The organism is Slackia sp. (assembly GCF_977041755.1).
The window spans coordinates 17,616-37,139 of sequence record NZ_CDRRGL010000007.1; the positions used below are offsets into that span (position 1 = coordinate 17,616).

At 54.6% G+C, this 19,524-nt stretch carries 14 protein-coding genes; 8 read left to right on the top strand and 6 right to left on the bottom strand.

Annotation, left to right across the window (positions count from 1 at the left end; all coding sequences use genetic code 11):
- Nucleotides 1–7 precede the first annotated feature (7 nt).
- Nucleotides 8–1,741 (bottom strand): FAD-dependent oxidoreductase, encoded by a 1,734-nt coding sequence (locus ACWI8T_RS01530; protein ID WP_449137690.1) that lies wholly within the window; start codon nucleotides 1,739–1,741, stop codon nucleotides 8–10.
- Between the two features lie 293 nt (nucleotides 1,742–2,034).
- On the opposite strand from ACWI8T_RS01530, the gene ACWI8T_RS01535 reads away from it, so the two are divergent.
- Nucleotides 2,035–3,459 carry a helix-turn-helix transcriptional regulator gene (locus ACWI8T_RS01535; RefSeq protein WP_449137691.1) on the top strand — a complete coding sequence of 475 codons (1,425 nt, stop codon included), beginning with the start codon at nucleotides 2,035–2,037 and terminating at the stop codon, nucleotides 3,457–3,459.
- A 424-nt stretch (nucleotides 3,460–3,883) separates the two neighbouring features.
- Complete coding sequence (locus tag ACWI8T_RS01540) at nucleotides 3,884–5,623, top strand: hypothetical protein (RefSeq protein WP_449137692.1); 1,740 nt, start codon at nucleotides 3,884–3,886, stop codon at nucleotides 5,621–5,623.
- A 999-nt stretch (nucleotides 5,624–6,622) separates the two neighbouring features.
- On the opposite strand, the gene ACWI8T_RS01545 is transcribed toward ACWI8T_RS01540, so the two are convergent.
- Nucleotides 6,623–8,056, bottom strand: a complete 1,434-nt coding sequence (locus ACWI8T_RS01545) for a sodium:solute symporter (RefSeq protein ID WP_449137693.1) — start codon at nucleotides 8,054–8,056, stop codon at nucleotides 6,623–6,625.
- A 231-nt stretch (nucleotides 8,057–8,287) separates the two neighbouring features.
- On the opposite strand from ACWI8T_RS01545, the gene ACWI8T_RS01550 reads away from it, so the two are divergent.
- The 6 genes from ACWI8T_RS01550 (at nucleotide 8,288) to arcC (ending at nucleotide 15,477) form a co-directional block, all read left to right on the top strand.
- The gene (locus ACWI8T_RS01550; RefSeq protein WP_449137694.1) at nucleotides 8,288–9,433 is read left to right on the top strand and encodes a helix-turn-helix domain-containing protein; all 1,146 of its coding nucleotides are present in this window, start codon (nucleotides 8,288–8,290) and stop codon (nucleotides 9,431–9,433) included.
- Between the two features lie 320 nt (nucleotides 9,434–9,753).
- Entirely contained in the window at nucleotides 9,754–10,770 is a 1,017-nt protein-coding gene (argF, locus tag ACWI8T_RS01555; protein WP_449137695.1) for an ornithine carbamoyltransferase, read from the top strand.
- A gap of 152 nt (nucleotides 10,771–10,922) precedes the next feature.
- The gene (locus ACWI8T_RS01560) at nucleotides 10,923–12,461 is read left to right on the top strand and encodes a YfcC family protein (protein WP_449137696.1); all 1,539 of its coding nucleotides are present in this window, start codon (nucleotides 10,923–10,925) and stop codon (nucleotides 12,459–12,461) included.
- 99 nt (nucleotides 12,462–12,560) lie between these two features.
- A complete protein-coding gene (locus ACWI8T_RS01565; RefSeq protein WP_449137697.1) occupies nucleotides 12,561–13,418 on the top strand; it encodes a dimethylarginine dimethylaminohydrolase family protein in 858 nt (285 codons plus the stop codon).
- Nucleotides 13,419–13,521: 103 nt separating this feature from the next.
- The gene (locus tag ACWI8T_RS01570) at nucleotides 13,522–14,511 is read left to right on the top strand and encodes an NAD(P)-dependent oxidoreductase (protein ID WP_449137698.1); all 990 of its coding nucleotides are present in this window, start codon (nucleotides 13,522–13,524) and stop codon (nucleotides 14,509–14,511) included.
- A 12-nt stretch (nucleotides 14,512–14,523) separates the two neighbouring features.
- Nucleotides 14,524–15,477, top strand: coding sequence for a carbamate kinase (arcC, locus tag ACWI8T_RS01575; protein WP_449137699.1), 954 nt, complete (start codon nucleotides 14,524–14,526; stop codon nucleotides 15,475–15,477).
- 87 nt (nucleotides 15,478–15,564) lie between these two features.
- Here arcC and ACWI8T_RS01580 read toward each other — a convergent pair whose 3' ends face one another.
- The 4 genes from ACWI8T_RS01580 to ACWI8T_RS01595 form a co-directional block, all read right to left on the bottom strand.
- Complete coding sequence (locus ACWI8T_RS01580; protein WP_449137700.1) at nucleotides 15,565–16,938, bottom strand: ATP-binding protein; 1,374 nt, start codon at nucleotides 16,936–16,938, stop codon at nucleotides 15,565–15,567.
- Between the two features lie 657 nt (nucleotides 16,939–17,595).
- A complete protein-coding gene (locus tag ACWI8T_RS01585; RefSeq protein WP_449137701.1) occupies nucleotides 17,596–18,858 on the bottom strand; it encodes a type II toxin-antitoxin system HipA family toxin in 1,263 nt (420 codons plus the stop codon).
- Complete coding sequence (locus ACWI8T_RS01590; RefSeq protein ID WP_449137702.1) at nucleotides 18,855–19,160, bottom strand: helix-turn-helix domain-containing protein; 306 nt, start codon at nucleotides 19,158–19,160, stop codon at nucleotides 18,855–18,857. The genes ACWI8T_RS01585 and ACWI8T_RS01590 overlap by 4 nt, the downstream gene beginning before the upstream one ends.
- A gap of 144 nt (nucleotides 19,161–19,304) precedes the next feature.
- Nucleotides 19,305–19,508, bottom strand: coding sequence for a cold-shock protein (locus ACWI8T_RS01595; protein WP_114615674.1), 204 nt, complete (start codon nucleotides 19,506–19,508; stop codon nucleotides 19,305–19,307).
- Between the last annotated feature and the right edge of the window lie 16 nt (nucleotides 19,509–19,524).

Sequence of the window (19,524 nt, forward strand, 5' to 3'; positions counted from 1 at the left end):
ACACCCCTTAAATGTTGGAATGGATGTAGTCGAGGCCAAGAATATCCTTGACCGCAAGCCAGCTGAAACACTGGCCATGGCCGATGCCTGAACCCATAACATTCGGCGGATACACGCTACCGTAGAAAGAACCTGCGGTATTACCTGCCGCATACAAACCAGGGATAGGCTTGCCTTCCTTGTCGAGAACGCGGCAACGCTCGTCGTTCTTCAGGCCACCACGGGTAGAAGTCATGGATGAGCAGTGCTTCGATGCATAATAAGGCGGAGTATCGATGCCGGTCATCCACACGGCATCCTTATAGAAATCGAGATCCTCCCCGAGTTCACAAAGCTCATTATAACGATTGATAGACGCCGTAAACATTTCCTTATCGAAGCCGCAATGTTCGGCAAGCTCGTCAAGGGTGTCGAATTTAAACGTCAAACCCTTCTCAACATTCATGTCGACTTCTTTTTGGGTATTCGAGGCAGTATAGTCTTCGACCATATAGCCGTCCTTGGGCCACTTCTCCTCCCACGCGCTATCCCAAATACTCCACGCGCAACCATCAGGGGTACAAGTGAGTTTCGGAATCGACGGACTCTGGAACGGCAGGTTCTCAGCCATAAGGCGACGACCAGCGCCATCAACCACCATAACACCCGGAACAGACGCTACGCCCGCATAAAAATGAGTGCCGTCGAGGAAGTCTGGCAGAGTGCCATCCATCATAACCGCCGCAAAAGGCCACAGGTCGCCGCAGGCAAACTCGTCCATATCGGCACCAATCCACATGCCCATCTTCTGACCGTCACCTGTGTCATTGGCGTTGACGTTATAGCGGATGATCTTGCTAAGGGACCTATTGTAGTACTCCATCATTTCATGGTCGGCACCCATGTCACCCGTCGTGAGAAGAACACCCTTTGATGCGTTATACCGCACATATTCTTCGTTCTCGTTCTTGGCAATAACGCCCGAGCAGCGTCCGTCGCTGTCTCGTATCAGCTGGACAGCCGGGCTATTGTAGTGGAACGTCGCACCATGGTCGGTTGCATACTTCTCCATAACGCCCGTCCAGTCAACAGGATTGCCCGTAGCAAAGAAGCTACCGTCTTCATGGGCGAAGAAAATCATCTGCGAGAATGCCTGCCACAGGGGGTTTGCACCCGCCATGCCGATACCATCGTTAGTAATCTTGTACTCGAGCGATGCCGCGGGGACCAGCTGATACCCCTCGTCATTGAAAATCTTCTCGAGCCAATTGATATATTCGGCCGAATTATCAAACCAAAGCCCGTACGAAGACATGCGACCTTGAACGCCGTTCGTAATAGCCCAAGTCGAAGTCACGAACTCCTTTCGATCGGTCGTCAAATCATAGCGCTTTTGAAGATCAGAGTTAAAACCAGCCGTGCAAAGGCGGAACAGCCCATACGTGCTGCCCTTTTCGAGCACGTGAACATCGGCTCCGTTTTCAGCTGCAAGCATAGCCGCGGGCAATCCGCAAATGCCAGCACCACAAATTACCAATTCACAATCGATCGTCTCTGCAATTTCGCTATCAGGAATTGGGTCTGGCGCAGTAAGAAAAGCGGGCTCCGATGAGCCGGGTACCTGAGTCCCGCTTTCGCCAGCAGGCGCAGCCGCCTGGCTTTCGGCACTCCCAGACGAACAACCCGCAAGACCAACCGCTGCCAACGCGCCAGCGCCTGCCATCCCCGCCAAAAAATTTCGACGCGTAACTTCAATAGACATGTGACTCCCCTTCCAACACATCCGCTATGCGGAAACCTTATCGAGCCTACCCCTTAAGCACTTCGGCTCGATCCTTATAGGGAATCTATCGCGCCCAGGCACCCTAACCTAAGACCTAGGTGATTGATATATTGGGTTATATCCTATAACCCAATCGTTGAGCAGGCAAAATGACAATCCAATAATCAGAATAAAGAGGAAAAAGAGAATCAGGGTTAGGACATATAACCGCAACGCAATCGCAAAACATGACATAATTAACCGAGGAAGGGACACCGATAAAAGAGGGCACCATGGAGAAAGAACCCGCTGAGCATAGTCGACCAACAATGAATACATTACTTGTCTACATAAGCTACTGGTACCTGCTCGGTCCAGCATTCGGCATTTCGATCCAATTTTTTATCAACTACCGATTCGGCCTTATAAGCCTTGCACGTGGAATAACCTACCCCGACGTAATATGCATTTCAAGCTGCATAATTCTCGCGGCATATATTGCGATATCTAAACCTTTCGAAGAGAGGCTATTTGAGCAAAAGACAATACTAGCATCGGGGCTAAGCGGATTAGCTGCAATTCTGCTCATGGAGGTTCCGCTCTTTGCCAATCAGCCGTCACCCTTAGTCGGGCTGTTGGCTTCCGTTCTTTTCTCCGGTTTCCTCATGACGCAAATTCTCCTATGGCTCAGCGTATTCGCAAAACACGACAATATAATTGTTTTAATATACGCACTCGCATCTACGGCGCTTTCCATCAGCCTGTCTTGGTTCGCCATTGGGCTATGCGGCACCCGCCTTGTTTGCCTTCTCGTCGCAATCATTCTGTGCTCGATGGGCCTGCTCTACGTCAGCATTCGCAAAACTACCGAAATCGGGGCAATACACGAAAGTGAACCCAATCTCAGGGCGTCAGCTGAAAAGGGCCTACTCGGCGTAACTTTTTTCTTTGGTGTTGGCGTAATGTATACAACATGCTTTGTTTCGCTCGAGGACTTTCACAATACGCATGATTGGACCATAGCCATCTATTCCACCGCCCTTATGATTGCGGTCTTTATTTTCTCCCACAAAATCAAAATAACAACCTTGTACTACATAGCTACACCTATCACAATTTTCGGAATCCTTCTTGCCCTTTTTAGTCAACAACTTGTCAACCTACCAAAAATACTAACAGGCGTGGGCTTTTTCACTTACTTGGTATTCGTAATTGCGCTGTATTGCGCTTTAATCCGTGAACGCAATTCAAAATCGGTCCGATCATCATGTCTACTCGTGCTCGGCTTGTACTTAGGGCTATTCACGGGACGACATCTATTCAGCACCACCGAAATCCTCGTAACGAATGGGGCAAGCACCTTGCTCCATGCTTTTGTAGCAACGGCAATCGTAACCATGCTTATCATTTGCGCCATGATTGGAATCAGGGTCACAAGCGACGTCGTGACCACCGAACTCTCCCGTGCTCAATTCGATCACGTCACCTCATTTGGAAGTAATGATTTTGCAACAAGAATCGCATCAGTTTACAAATTAACCAGCCGAGAAGCGGAGGTTTTGAACCTGCTCTTGAAAGGCAAATCGGTCTCCGAGATTTCGGAGGAACTTTTCGTCGCCAACGGAACCACAAAAGCTCACGTCAACAATATCTATAAAAAGCTCGGAATCCACTCGAAAGAGGAGTTATTCGCTATGACGCCCTCGCTCTTGCGATAGGGACCGCGGACAAGGCACGCCGTCATAATCACATTGCGCCACAAGAATCCGCGCCCCGAACCCATAGCGTATCCATGTTCGACCACCCAGCCGCGCCCCTTCCGCAAACGCCACTCGCTCGGCCTCATTTTTGGGCCACACGGCTCATGCTTCATCGGAAATTGAGCCTTGGAGCGGTATGGGCAGGACATTCGCTCTGCGATACAATGGCATATGATCGCAAAGCTATCGAAAAAGGGCACTGCGTCGAAAACCGCAACATGGGCGAACCGCGGCGTCGAGCCATTAAGGGCACGACGTAGCCCGTAATATCGACGCACCGCAGCGCCCACCGGGCACCACGCGTTGACATACCGGGCTTCACCAGAACGCGTCCGCCGCCGTCTACGCCCCTTTGCGAGCCCGCCATAACGAGAGGAGCGTCATGAGTAAGATACGGAAACTAATGAGCTTTGCCGCAGCGCTTGCCTTCGCCATGGTGATGCTGCCGGCATCGGCCTTCGCCGACACGTCGTACTACGACCTGTACGTCAACGGCGAACAGTTCACTAGCGATAATCTCACCATCGAATGCGGCGAGGGTACGGCAACGTACGACCCCGCCACGCAAACCCTTACGCTGAACAATGCATCCATCACAAATGTTGTCGATTATGGCGGCATCGATTCGAAGCTGACGAACAATTTGACCATTGCGCTTCAAGGCCGCAATTCCATTACCTTTAACGACAATATGGGCATCAAGGCCGCAGGGAGCATCGAAATCCAGGGCCCGGGCAGCCTCGAGGTTAACGTCGGCGGAGAAACCATGGACGGTATCGCCGCCGGCAACGTCTCGGTACGCGAAACGAGCCTCGTCGTTAACGCCCCTGGCGGCATTGGCATCGCAAGCAACGGCACAGTCTCGCTCGACAACGCGCAGGTCACATCTGCCGCGCTGTTTGCAGGCGTCGACGCCATTAACCTCATTATCGAAAACAGCAGCGTGGTCGATATCTCTGCGACGGAAAACAATTGCAACGCCGCGTTCATCAGCTCCCGCGGCGGCGCAACGGGCGGCAACATTCGCATTTCGAACTCCAATGTCGTAGCAAAGAGCGTCTATCCTGGTCTGTTCGCCGCCAGCAATTTGACGATTAGTGGTGCCTCCGTCCAATCGACCTCTACCGCCGATTCTGCCCTGTGGGCGGGCGGCGACGTGACCATTGGAAGCAATGCCCACGTCACGCTCGACGGCAAATACCCCACTGGCTGCGACGGCGACTTCACGGTCTATGCGGCCGAAATCGATGCCAAAAACACCAACGATGAAAACATCCCAGCGCTTTCCGACAGCCCCGTCATCGGCAACGATTTCGACCTGACCTACGCCGTCGCTGTCGATAGCGAGGGCGCGACCATCAACCTCATCGAGCACGACGGCGCCGAGCAGGCCAAGGGCTTCCTGCATCTTTACAAGAACATCCATTTCGTTACCGGCGAGAAATCTGCCACCTATTCCTTCCCCTTCACGAAGACTGTTAAGAAGGGCGGCGACGTCGCTCCTGGAGCGCAAGAATTCGAGCTCGAAATCTTCAACGTCGGCGTTGGCCAAATCGAGGACTACACCGACGTAACCGTAACGGCGACTGTCGCCACGAATGGCGCGGGTGAATACGAGGGGCTTCTCACCATTCAGGGCCCGAAGAGCCAGGTTCGCGACATGACCTGCGAGGGCTTCTGCGTGCGCGAGAAGAACACGGGCGTGACGAACTGGACTTATTCCGACGCCGTCTACCAAATCTTCTGCTATGAATACGAGATTGCAACCGACGGCCAGTCCGCCACCCAGTCGAGCTACGATATTTTCCCTGTTCAGCTTGTTGAGACCGACAACGGCGCGTTCTACGAGAAGACGCAGGATATGCCTGTAGCGAGCATGACGTTTGAAAACGTCTATACGGAAAAGACCGCTCCCGCCGCGACCGACAAGCCCGCGACTGGTGACAAGCCGGCCGCCAGCACCAAGCCCGCAGCGAATAACAAACCCGCCGCAGGAAACATTCCCCAGACGGGCGACAGCAGCGCTCTGGCCATTGAATTTGCCGTGTTACTGATGGCCGCAGGCGCTCTGACCGTCGCGATTGCGGCCAGGAAGATGCGCAAGGGGCACGACGTTCGTTAGGGTAACGGACGGAGCGGTCGGAGCGGTTGCCGATGCATGACGCGCCGCGACTAGCATAACGCATCGCGACCGGTATGACGCGGCGCGACCGACAAGATGTCTCGCAAGCGACATAACACGTCGCGGCCGGCGAAATAAGGGGCGGCCGCTTGGGCAAAATTTAACCGGCCGTCCCTGAACAAAACACATATTGCATCAAGAAGCCCGCTCAGTGTTTCCATCACTAAGCGGGCTTCATTGTGTTCAACGCGCACAATAGGCCCATGGGACAAAAAGCGCATCCCATTCAGAGGCATTGGCGCAGGTCGATGCCTCTTTTTTGTTCCCTTGAATTCGTCGGCCTCATTTGGGCGTTCGAACATTCGAGCCAAAGACCAAGAGGAAGGCAAAAGACGGAATCCCCCACCACCGGCAGGCGCGAAGGCTCATCGCTGACCGCAGCGAAGGAGCAAACTTCCCCCGTGCGAGGGTGCCGACGCAAGTTCCGCTGGATTGAAGACGCGGGGCTTCGCTTGGCAAGCAGGGGCACCGGGCCCAAAATTACGAATGGCGCCTTCGCGAAGCCCCTTCGCGCGCGGCCCTTTTCGCGAAACGGCAGTCGAGGGCGGCCCTAGAAGCCAAAGCGGGTATTCTTCAGGGCGGAGACGGCCGTCCTCGAGGTCACCGTCACGTCTGCATTTGCGCCTCCGCCCCGCCACGCCCTCACAGCCCGCGCCGAAGCGGCATTCCTCGTCTCGAACCGAGCGCCCCTCGTCCAGATATGCCGGAACCTATGTCAGCACCTCGCTGATTGCTTTCTTTGGGCGCGCCTTCCTGATCTCTCCTCGAGGTAGTTTCTCCAGGATTCAAGACGCGCCCCGAGCAATAATCCCGGACACACTTTTGCCCTACAGGTCGCACAATAGCTGTTCACCAGGCGTTATACATTTTTTAGAGCGAGTTTTCGACGCAATGTTACACTTTTATGAGCGAAACCGCACAGCGCTTCCCCGCTTCATCTCACTCCCCACTTTGTTCAAGCATCTCCTTTGAGAGCGGTGAGTTAACTTTATTCTTGTCCGTAATATTCGCCACAACATATGCGATAAGACCACTCACCATGCCGGCGACGATCGGCGTTGAACCCGACGCGCCCAGCGTGATGAAGCATGCCGTTACCACAACGCCGCTCACGCCGAGAGCCCACAACCCAGCCTTGGGACTGAAACGCTTCAGCACGAAGCTCGCAATAAGCGGCACGAATACGCACCCCGATAAATAGCCATAGCTGATATCGATTCCAACGAGTACATCGTTGATCCATAGCGCGCACACCATAACGGTAACGCCGATAATCGCCGCGAACGCACGTGTCACGTTCACCTCGTGCATCCTTGTAGGTTTCTTGTTCACGAAGCGCACATACAGATCGTTGTACAGAATCGTCGATGAAGCCAAAATGGTTCCGCTCGATACCGACATCGCGGCCGCCATAGCTGCGGCAAGAATGACTCCACGAATCCCAGCGGGCAGAAACGTCGTAACGCCCACGACGAATGCATCGTTTGGGTTGTCCAACGCTGGAAGCAAAGCGCATACACTCATGCCTATGATTACCGTGGCAAAAGCGTACAGAATACTGTAGAAACCCGCACAAATAGTGCCCTTTTTTGAAATTCGCTCGTTTTTCGCAGTAAAGATGCGCTGCCAAATATCTTGACCGATAATCAGTCCAGGCACGTAAAGCACGATATAGGCGAAGCTGCGGTCGAAACCCATGTTACCCGGCGACATGTACGACGCGGGAAGGCTCGAGATAAGTCCATCCCAACCGCCGGCTGCCGCGAGGCAGCATATCGGAGCGAGGATGAGAATGCCGATCGTCTTCACAACGAATTGCACGATGTCGGTCATCGTGACCGACCACATACCGCCAACGAAGGTGTACAAAATCACCACGCCACCGCCCGCAACCATAGAAAGTGTCGCATCAATACCCAAAATGCCATGGATAATCGTGCCAATCGCAATCACTTGAGTAACACTGAGCGTAAGCGTATAGATAAGGGTAAGCACCGAACTGAAAATACGAGCCACGGGTCCGTAGCTACTTTCAACGACTTCGTTCACGCTGAGTGCGCGCAGCTTTGACAACTTGCTCGTCACCAAAAAACCAGCAGCAATTAGCCCTATGCCAATGCTCAAGTTGAGCCAAATACCACCAAAACCGAAAGAGTATCCTAGCTCGGTACTTCCCAAGGTGGAGCCGCCGCCGAGCGTCAAAGCCGCCATGCACCCGAAGAACAGAGGGAAGGAAAGCCGCCTGCCAGCGACGAGATAATCCTCTTTCGTCTTAGCAAAAATCGCCCCAATAAAGCCGACGCCGATAACAACGGCGAAGTAAATCGCAATGACAATGAAATCGATAGTAGAAAGCGATGAGGAAACAATCATTGAAAGCCTCCTTGCGCGAAAGCATGAGGCTAAAAAGAAGACCAGCATCATGCATACACGGCAATTCTCGGCACGCAAAAGTAACGCGTGAACTTACACGTATATTGGTTTGCTGGATAGCGCTATTATAGCCACACCGTACACTTTGGAAAAGAGTCTATTCCTGCTTCGATCCGCATATGCCGAAGGAAGCGCAGGGCGAATTGCACAACGCACTCAGAAGGAGGTAGCATGATTACCGTCGCTGATATTCTCGCTTTACCTGCGTTCGAAAAAGTGGCGCCAATCGCGGAGTGCCCACATGCGGGCACGCGCCCGGTCCACAACGTCGGCATTCTCGACTGCCCGCCCGATTACAACAAATACAGCGTGTACTACCCGGGCGAATTCATCGTCACCAATCTCGGGTTCGCAAACAACGACGAGCGCATCGCCGAAGAGTCGCTGTGCGTAATGATGTCGCGCGGAGTATCGGGTATCGCAATCAAAACCGTTTATGACCCTCCGATAACCGACCGCGTTCGCCAAACAAGCGAAAAATGCGGCGTGCCCGTATACCTTTACACGGGGGCGTTCCACGAGATGGTCGCCTATCAGGCGCTCGACCTCATTCGCCGCGACGAGCAAGAATCCAACCGCAACGAAGCGATCGACGCGCTTCTTGCAGGCCAGAACAACGAGCAAATCAGGCGCAAAATATACGACATCGCCAACATAACGGGCGCGACGATGAACTGCTTCGCGGTTGCGCCCCAAGCAAACGACGAGAGCTCGCTGTACGCGGTTTTAGGAATGGTGCAAACCCTTCTGAAGAATGCGGAAGAACAGCACCCCGAGGTCGATTCGACTTTCGCTTGCCGCTTCCACGAATGCGCCCTCGCGCTCGTGTCATATGGAACGCAAGCCGATGGCGATAACCGCGTCGTCGATTCCATCGCCTGCGACATTGCCAATTCAGGACCCCTTTGCTGCGGCATCGGAAGCCGGTTCGTACTCGCAAGCTCCGATTTGAGCATTCGTCAGGCGCTTGCGTGCCTCACCGAAGCGCGCAAACGCGGCGTGCGAAAGTTGTCGTGGCAAGAGCTCGGCATGGAGGCCTTTTCCCTATCTGCGAAAACGAGTCCGCTGTTCTCACGCACCTGCGCGATGTACCGCTCGATGCTGCAAGCATACGACAACGAAAATAATACCGATCTCATGCAAACGGCTCGTGCGCTCGCAGACGCCCTCGGCGACGTGAAAGCAGCGGCCGATTCCCTTTTCCAGCACCCCAACACCATTCGATACCGGCTGAAGAAAATCAAAGCAGTGCTCAACCTCGAATACGCCTCCGACAAAGAGCTCGTCGCTTTTCTCATTTTGACGTTCCTCGCCTAAAAGGCACAGCATCCATACGCTCTCCAACGAATCGCCCAGCTTTGGACAATCGGACAAAGCTGGGCGATTCGTTTTGTCCGATCGTCCACAAAGCTCAATCTCGCGCAACTTTATGATTCGTGTCACACAAGGAAAGGCTCGATGAGCTTGGGATTTTCCTCAAAGCTCACTCGTCTTTTCAAACCGAACGCACGCTTCGATTGGCTTTACCGCCCCATCCGGGGCGTGAAGTATATATCTATCCTGTCAGGAGGGGTTGCCGCATGTCTGCGCAATGTCCGTCGGGGAAAGGACAAACATCCAACCGAAAGGAGCACGACATGCAGGATTCCGTTTTCCAGGGAAGGCATCTTCTTTCCACGCGCGACTTCACTAAAGATGAGCTCATGTGGCTTATCGGCTTCGCCGAACATTTGAAAGACGCGAAAAAGAAGAACATTCCCCATCACTATCTCGAAGGCAAAAACGTCGCGCTGATCTTCGAGAAGACCTCCACTCGCACCCGCGCCGCCTTCACCACCGCGTGCATCGATCTGGGCGCACATCCCGAGTATCTGGGCAAAAACGACATTCAACTCGGTAAGAAGGAAACGGTACTCGACACCGCCCGCGTGTTGGGCTCCATGTTCGACGCGATTGAGTTCCGCGGCTTCAAGCAGGAGCACGTTGAGCAGCTCGCTGAATACTCAGGCGTGCCTGTATGGAACGGGCTTACCGATCGCGAACACCCCACCCAAATGCTTGCCGACTTCATGACCATCAAGGAAGAATTCGGCAAGCTCGAAGGTCTAACGCTCGCCTATATTGGTCAGGGCCGCAACAACGTGCAGAACTCGCTCATGATCACGAGCGCGATTCTGGGCGTGAACTACGTCAACGCCACCCCGAAAGAGCTCGAGCCCGACCCCGCGATTATCGAGATTGCTCAGAAGTTCGCGGCTGAATCGGGCGCGACCATTCGCGTGACCAACGACCCCATCGATGCCGTGGAAAACGCTGATGCCGTCTACACCAACGTCTGGGCTGCCATGGGCGAAGAATCCCAGTTTGCAGAGCGCGTTCGCCTGATGTCTCCGTTCCAGGTCAACGCCGAACTCGTGAGCCATATCAAGAACCCGAACTGGATTTTCCTGCACTGCCTGCCCGCGTTCCACAACGCCGAAACCGAATATGCGGCCAAGATTAAGGAAGAACACGGTATCGAGGCCATGGAAGTCACAGACGACGTGATTTACAGCGAGCATTCCCGCTGCTTCCAGGAAGCCGAGAATCGCATGCACACCATCAAAGCCATCATGGCAGCCACGTTGGGTAACCTTTACATCCCCCGCGTGTAGCCGAAAGGGATTTCCCGCCTTGCGGGCCGTGTTGCTGGATCACTGCCCGCGACGCCTAACGTCCCCGTCGATTTTTCACCCGAGCGTCGCGCTCAACAGGCGCGACGCCCCAACTTCGCTCCGCTTACCCCTTTTTCAGAAAGGAGCAATCAATGTCTCACAACACTGAGGAGGCAAATTCAACGCCTAGGGAGAACAAGCCGAAGAAAAAATTCAAGATGCCCAACACCTACGTCATCTTGTTTGCGATTATCGGCATCATTGCAGTTCTCACTTGGATTGTACCGGGCGGCGCCTACGAACTCAACGATTCTGGAAACGCCATTTCGGGCACGTATCATACGGTCGATTCGAACCCGCAAGGCATCTGGGACGTTTTAATGGCCCCCATCACGGGCATGCTGGGCTCCGGCGCAATCTCGGGAGCGATTTCCATCTCACTCACGATTCTTCTGTTTGGCAGCTTCCTGGAGATGATGGATAGGACGGGCGCTCTGCGCACCGCCATCAAGCGCATCACCATGAAGAACCAAAACAACATGCACCTCCTCATCGCATTGCTCACGATTATCATGGCTTTCTTCGGAACTTTGGAAGGCGCCTACGAAGAAGGCATCGTGTACTTCCTGATGTTCGTACCCGTGATTTTGGCCTTGGGGCTCGATACCGTGACCGCCATCATGATCGTGGTTCTCGGCACACAGATTGGCTGCTTGTCCTCGGTGGTCAACCCGTTTTCCACTGGCATCGCGTCGGGCATCGCAGGCATTAGCGCCGGCGAGGGCATGATCGTACGCCTCGTGATGTTCGTGCTGTTCACGGGCATCGTTATCTTCATCATCTGCCGCTACGCCGATAAGGTGAAAGCCCATCCCGAGAAATCGGTGCAGTTCTTCCGCCGCCACCTCGACGTCGAAGAATTCCCCGCGGCTGACGATGAGGATCTCACGCTCTCGAAGCCCCAGAAGAACGCACTCATCGTGTTCTGTCTCACCTGGGTCATCATGATCATCGGCCTCATCCCGTGGACCTCACTCAATCCCGATTGGACCTTCTTCGAGGATTTCGTGGCGTTCATCGGGGCGACGCCCGTGCTCATGCAGGTTTTCGGCGTCGACATCACGCCGTTCGGCTCTTGGTACTTCCCCGAGATTGCCATGCTGGTCATGGCGGCAACCATCCTCATCGGCCTCGTAATGCACTATGACGCGGACACGATTATCGACACCCTGCTTAAAGGCGCCGCCGGTTTGGTTTCCACCGCATTCGTCGTGCCGCTGGCACGCGGCATCCAGGTCGTCATGGACAACGGCCAAATCACCCCGTCCATCCTGCATGCCTGCGAAGGCGCCTTGGCATCGCTTCCGCCGATCGCGTTCGTCATCGTGGCGCTTGTGTGCTACTTCGCCATCGCCTGTCTGATTCCGAGCTCCACCGGCCTGGCCGCGGCAACCATGGGCATCATGGCATCGCTTTCCCAGTTCGCCGGCATCGAGGTCTACATCATGGTCATCATCTACCTCATGGCGCTTGGCCTTGCGAAGATGATTACACCCTGCTCCATCGTAGTGATGACCTGCACCGCAGCGGCCCACATGAGCTACGCCGATTGGGTCAAGAAAATCGCCCCCATCGTCGCCGCCCTCTTCGTCATCTGCTGCATTTTCCTCTGCGTCTTGGTCGTGCTCTAACGCAAAACGCGCCGAGTTCGTCTGCTTATTCACTCGGCGCGCCAAGACACCCTCTCAAATTGAAATGTAATTGCGTTCCACCAAGAAAGGAACCCCCTCATGGCTGAAGAAAAGATTTACGTCACCAACGCTACCAATCCTCTGAAAAAGGTCATGATGTGCTCACCGAAGTACTACACCTTCAACGGCATCAACGTCATCACCGCCGAGTGGATGAAGAAGGGCGACACCGAGCAAAACGACGTCATGGTTCAGGAATGGCAGATGCTCGTCGACGCTTACAAGGCAAACGGCATCGAGGTCGTCGAGGTTGAGGCGAACCCTGAGTTCCAAGTTATGACCTTCGCCCGCGACTACGGCTGCATGATCAAGGAAGGCGCCGTCATGGGCCACTTCCGCCACCCCGTCCGTCAGATTGAGGCCCAATCCTACGAAGCAAAACTCAAGGAGATGGGCGTGCCCATCGTGGCCCGCGTGAACGCCGGCTGCATGGAGGGCGGCGACTTCTGGATGATTGATGAGCACACGCTCGCCTGGGGTATGGTCGACCGCACCGATGAGCAAGGCGTCGAAAGCCTGCGCCATCAGCTCGAGAAATTTGGCTACACCGTGATTGGCGTTCCCTGCCCGCCCGATAACCTGCACCTCGACATGATTTTCAACATCGTCGCCCCGCAGGTCGCCCTCGCGTGCATCGACCAGCTGCCCTACAACTTCCTGCAGATGCTCAAGCGTCGTGGCTTCGAACTGATTCCCGTCGCGAGCGAGGACATGTACAAGCACGGCTGCAACGTGCAGTGCATCGGCAACAACAAGGTCATCGCCATTGAGAAGAACAAGCACATCAACGATAAAATGCGCGCGCTCGGCATCGAGGTCATCGACGTGCCCCTGAATCAGATTCTGCATGCCGGCGGCGGCCCCCACTGCCTGACTCAGCCCATCGAGCGTCCGTAGCCATCACTTTTTGTCACTACACGCGATGACGTTGAAGGGCGGGCGCCGATGGGAGCCCGCCCTTTCCTTAAGACGGACGAATCGGCGAAGAAAGGAATCAGCTATGAAGATTCTCATAAGCGACTATGCGGACAGCATGATGCCCTCCCATGAGCTCGAATCGCAGACTTTGATGGCAGGGCTCGGAGATAACACCGAAATCGAAGTGTTCCCCTACACCGACGAGACTCGCAATGAATTCTACGAGCGCCTCGCCACGGCCGACGCGCTGCTCACCGCATTCGTGAAAATCGACGCGAACGCCCTCGACCATGCGCCGAACCTCAAAGTGGTATCGATCAACGCCACCGGCTACGACAACGTCGATCTCGAGGCGGCAACGAAGCGCGGTGTCGGTGTATGCCCCGTCGGCGAATACTGCACGTGGGATGTTTCCGAGAGCGCCATTGCCTACATGTCGGCGTTGAACAAGCACTTCAAGTTCTACATCCAGCAAATCGACGAAGAGCATCGTTGGGATTACGCCGCCGCCCCCGAGTATCCGCGCCTGGAGGATCAAACGCTCGGCATCGTCGGTTTCGGTAAAATCGGCAAATGCACGGCACGCAAAGCGAAAGGCCTAGTCAAGAGCATTATCGCGAACGATCCATTCATCGACAAAAAGCTCTTCGGAGAAAATGGCGTCACAGAGGCAAGCGTCGACGAGCTGCTCGAAAGCAGCGATATCATCGTGAACCACATGAATCTCAACGACACGAACTATCACTATTTTTCCGCAGAGAAGTTCGCCAAGATGAAGAAAAAGCCTATCTTCATCAACCTCGGTCGCGGATTGTCGGTCAACGAGGAAGACCTCATCGCCGCCCTCGACACCGGCCAGTTGCGCGCGTTTGGCGCTGACGTGCTCTACGACGAAACGCCCGATTTGGAGCACAACCCACTTATTGGCAGGGACAACGTGATTATCACTCCCCACGCCGCCTTCTATTCGTCGTCTTCCATGCGCGATTTGCAGGTGCTTTCCTGTCAAAACATCGTGCATTTCTTAAACGGCGAAAAAGAGAAGGTCTTCAAGCTCGTCAACGAAATCTAGGAAGGACATACCATGGCATACACAAAAGGAGAAGGCCCGAGCGTCGTCATCGCATTGGGCGGCAACGCCCTGGGCAACACGCCCCAAGAGCAACTTGAACTCGTGAAACACACCGCATCGTGCATCGTCGACATGATTTCCGAAGGCATCAACGTCATCGTCACCCATGGCAACGGCCCCCAGGTCGGCATGATCAACAATGCATTCGCGTTCGCGTCGGCAAACGACGAAAAGACGCCCGAGATGCCCTTCCCCGAGGCCGGCGCCATGAGCCAGGGCTACATCGGCTACCAGCTCTCTCAGGCGATTTTGAATGAAATGCGCCGCCGCGACATCATGCGCTCCACAGCCAATGTGGTCACGCAGACCGTTGTCTATCCCGACGACCCGGCTTTCGACAACCCCACTAAACCCGTAGGCGCGTTCCTCACCGAGGACGAGGCGAAAGCGAAAGCCGCCGAAACAGGCTACATCTTCAAGGAAGACGCTGGTCGCGGCTGGCGCCAGGTGGTCGCAAGCCCAAAGCCCCGCCGCATCGTGGAAAGCGACGCAATCCAAGACCTATTCGATGCCGGTTACGTCGTCGTATGCACAGGCGGCGGCGGAGTTCCCGTGTTCGAAGCCAACGACTGCTACACCGGCGTTCCCGCCGTCATTGACAAGGACCGCTCGGCTGCCATGATGGCCGCTACGTTTAAAGCCGACATGTTGGTCATTCTGACTGCCGTGGAAAAGGTTGCCGTGAACTTCAACAAACCCAACCAAGAAGATATCGACATTATGAGCGTCGCCCAAGCTCGTGAATACATCGAACAGGGTCAATTCGCGCCAGGATCCATGTTGCCGAAAGTCGAGGCCTGCATCGAATATGTCGAGTCCTACCCCAATGGCCGCGCGCTTATCACCTCGCTCGAATGCGCCGCAGCGGGTCTCGCTGGAAAAACCGGCACCGTCATTACCGCATAAGTTTTCGTATACATCTCGCCGCGCGGTAAATCGCACCAGGGCAACCCTCAGCACCACGGCGAGGGCTGCCCTGCTTGAAAGCCCCTCTCACCACTGGCCGTTTTCAAACCAGGCCACTTCGCCCTTGTCGCACGCACTCAGTAGGCGTTTCAAAAGAAAGGCAGCAAAATACGGCATCGTGAAAATGCTGTTCTCGAAGCCGACGTTGCCCGCAGTCAATTTCAAGCCGAAATGAATATCGGGGTACGAATCCGACGTAATAAGCGTGCGCAGCGATTTCGAAGTGCCATTCTTCGCCTTCACTTCAACCGGCACGAGGCTCGACTGGGTCCTCACAAAAAAGTCCTCTTCAAGCGTCGAATTCTCACGCTTGTAGTAGAACAGCGGATAGCCACTCTTCACGAGGGCTTCGCCGACGATGCACTCATAGAGTGCCCCTTTGTACACGCCTAAATTGCGATTCGTTCGAAAGTCTTCGCTCGCCTCGTCATCGAGCATCGCGATGAACAAGCCCGTATCGCCAAAATAGAGCTTGTATTTGTTCTCTTCGTAATTCCCCTTCAGCGGCAGTTCGGGAAAAGAGAGGCATCGGCACACGTTGACCATGCCCGCCATTTCAAGCCACTCGACGCAGCCGTTGTAGTCTTTGAAACGGGCGTTTTTCGCCACCTTACTCATTTGAAACTTCTTGTTTTCTTTCGCGAGCTGCGCGGGAATACGGTTGAAAACGTTCAATATGCGCCCTTTGTCCAGGCCTTCGGCGTATTTTTGAATGTCTTCGCGATAGTCCAGCACCAATTGTCGCTGGGTTTGAAGCGACCCTTCGAATGTGTTTTGGTCAATATACGATCGCACAACATCGGGCATGCCGCCAAGAGCGCAATAGTCCAAAAAGACATCCATGAGCGCTTTATGCTGTACATTCGTAAATGGCCGCGCCTCGATAAGGTGCGCAAGCATCTCGCCGACGATCGAATCGTCATACCCCTTCGCCCACAGGAATTCCTCGAAATCGAGGGAGCGCATTTCGAAATCGGTTTTGTAACCTACGCTATTGCTCTCGATTCTCTGGTAGTTAATCCCGAGCATCGAACCGCTGCATATCACGTCGAAGCGGCCGTCTTGTTTGAAGAATTTCAGCGCTGTCGCAATTTCGGGGAACTCCTGCAATTCGTCAAAGAACAAAAGTGTTTTCCCCTCAACGAACCGTTTCGCAGGATCCAAAAGGCTGATGTTGCGCACAATGCTCGCCGCTGAATAGCCGCCTTCGGTAATCGATTTGTATTTAGGCTCTTCGACGAAATTGATTTCTATCACGGAATCGTAGTTGGCGAAGCCGAATCGACGAATTGATTCGGTTTTCCCAACCTGCCTCGGGCCTTTTACAACAAGGGGCTTTTTATCTAAATCGCTCTTCCATTGTTCAAGAAAAGCATCTATCTTGCGTCTCAGATACGTCATTCTTCGCTCCCCTTTTAATAATAACTCTCTTATCAGGCATTATACATTTTTATGAGCGAGTTTTTCGCTTGTCTCAACACTTTTATGAGCGAGTTTTTAGCCTCTTTCTACACTTTTATGAGCGACTTTTCCGAGTTTTTCGCATTTTCATGAGCGAGTTTGCATATGTAAAATGTTCGTGGCGTTTAACAGGTGTCGAGAGACGAGGCCCACGCCAGGCCTTAGATTTCCAATGGCGGCGGTTTTGACCACAATCCACGTCGAGATGGTCAAAACGCTCACCATTCGCAAATCCCGTTCCCACAAAGCTTCCCCGAAGCTCTCCTAAGCGCTTCGGGGGATGGTTCGCTTCCGTAAAACCCCAGGTGAGCAAGGTTTCAAAAGCAAGAGTTGTGGACCGAGCGAGCTTGACGAAGGCGGAACGAACATTGGAGCGTGCGAAAATTTACGAATGGCGGCGTGCTTGGCGTCGTCCCTGGTGACGAAGCTTTTCTGGTAGTACATCTCGTTCTTGAGCGTGGCACATAACGACTCCGCGACCGCGTTGTCGTGGCAGTTTCCGGTGCGGCTGCAGGAAAGCCGCACGTCGTTGGCGCTCGCCCATTCGGCGAGCGTCCTGCTGGTGTATTGGGCGCCCCTGTCGGAGCTAAGCAGTAATTACGCAAACGCGGCATCGAGAGCGTCGCAGCGCTCCTCGATCACTCGTCCCATAACCGCCATCTCGCTTTCCTTGCACCCATTGCGACGGGCGCACGCGCTCCACTGGCGGGCGGCAGACACGACAGACGCAACCGCATCCGCGGTCGTCGCGCGCTCCAAGCCGCAAACCACCGCCAGCTCCTTCAGACCAGACGCTTCCCCATCGCCCGCTTCACCATAAACCGCCGTGACACGCTGCCTGCCAGAATCGGGATTGATGTTGACATCGAATACGGGCGACACCTGCCAGCGCCCACCAAGTCGAACGAATCCGAGGTTGCGCAAATGGTCGTCGGTATTGTGCAACGCAATAGAGAGCGCAACGCGCTTGAACAGTTCCTCCAGCTCGACATTTGGGTTTTCGCACCAATCAACAAGGGCCTCGGCCACATCGACGTAGTCGTTCTGCGAACCGTCGGCTGCACCAACAAGGCTCATCGCGCTCAAATAAGGAACGCGCTCGCCGCCAACAAGAGAACCTTCGCGATCAAATCGCTCAAGTAGCAAGGCGGAGCTTTTCCCCAAACGGACAAGCCTACTATTCGGCACAACAATTCCGGCAAGCCGAGCGATATCGAGGCTCGTTTTCTCCCACGCCATAACATCCCAAGCATCGCCGGGGTGCGAGAACTTCGCAAGAAGAAGCTTTCCCTCGTCAACGACCGAAGCCTTGGGACGAGCGCCGCCAAGCGAGCCCGACCCCGCATCGAGGAGCTCCTTTACCTGCTCTTTCCCCTCATCGCTCCGGGAAACGTGGTTGGATGCCGCTATAAGGCGCTTCAGCTCGATCAACGGCGGAATGGTCTCCCTTGGAGACAGAAATTCGCGCGATTCCGGCAACGCAAATCGCAACGCCCCTTGGCGAGAGGCATCGTAAACGCCAAGCAGGTAGTCGACTTCGTCAAGCGTGCGAGGGCGGCAGTGCTGCTCGGAGGCCTCGACAAGCGCGCGTCGATCGATAAGATGACGGCCCCACCGATCGGGAGCGGAATCGCGCAGCGCGCCAGGAAGACCATCGCAGTGGGCCGAGGTGGACCGCAGGGGCAACGCGGGGTCGATTGCGAATGCATTTGGCGATTCCAGATATGCGCTGCTGTAAGAAAATGACGTGCTTACGGCCCCACGGCGCAGATTGAAGCGGCACATGCCAATGTGCATGTCGCATTCAGCGGGCGCGGAGCAACCAGCCTTGGAGACGTAGACCTCAACAGATGGGATCATCGTTTGCTCCTTACGCGCTGGGGCAAAGCCTGGTCGGCGCGAATTCGACCGTAATCGGTTTCGTAGGGGTCGGTCGCCTCAACAACGGCGTCGAGCGACGAAAGGGCTCGACATGCGTTCAGAAACGTCTCGAAGCTTACCGTCGGATCGCCGTTTTCCAGACGCGAGATGGTCGCGCGAGAGACAGCGGCCTTATCGGCAAGCTGCTGAGACGTGAGCCCGTAGAGCTTTCGCCACGTTGCGATGTTTTCGCCGATCTGCTTTGCCGCAAGCTTCGTTTTTGCCGTTGTCGGACGTTTCATAAGTTTCCTATGTATGAAATAATTAACGTTATAACAATTATTGTAGCGTATTTTATACGTTGTTTATATCACATGCCCTAGATATGCGGCGAGGGCCGCCCGGTTTCGCCGAGTGGCCCTCGCTGATAGCGTTTCTGTTAATGCTTAGAGCTTATGAACGTCGCTGGCCTGCAGCTTGCCGTTCTGGCCCGTGGTAACCTCGAAAGACACGCGCTGGCCTTCGTCGAGGGTCTTATAACCGTCCATCTTGATCTCGGAGAAGTGGACGAAGAGATCTTCGCCATCGGCCTGGGAAATAAATCCGTAGCCCTTCTCGGGGTTGAACCATTTGACAGTTCCTTCAGCCATTTTCGGCCTCTTTCTC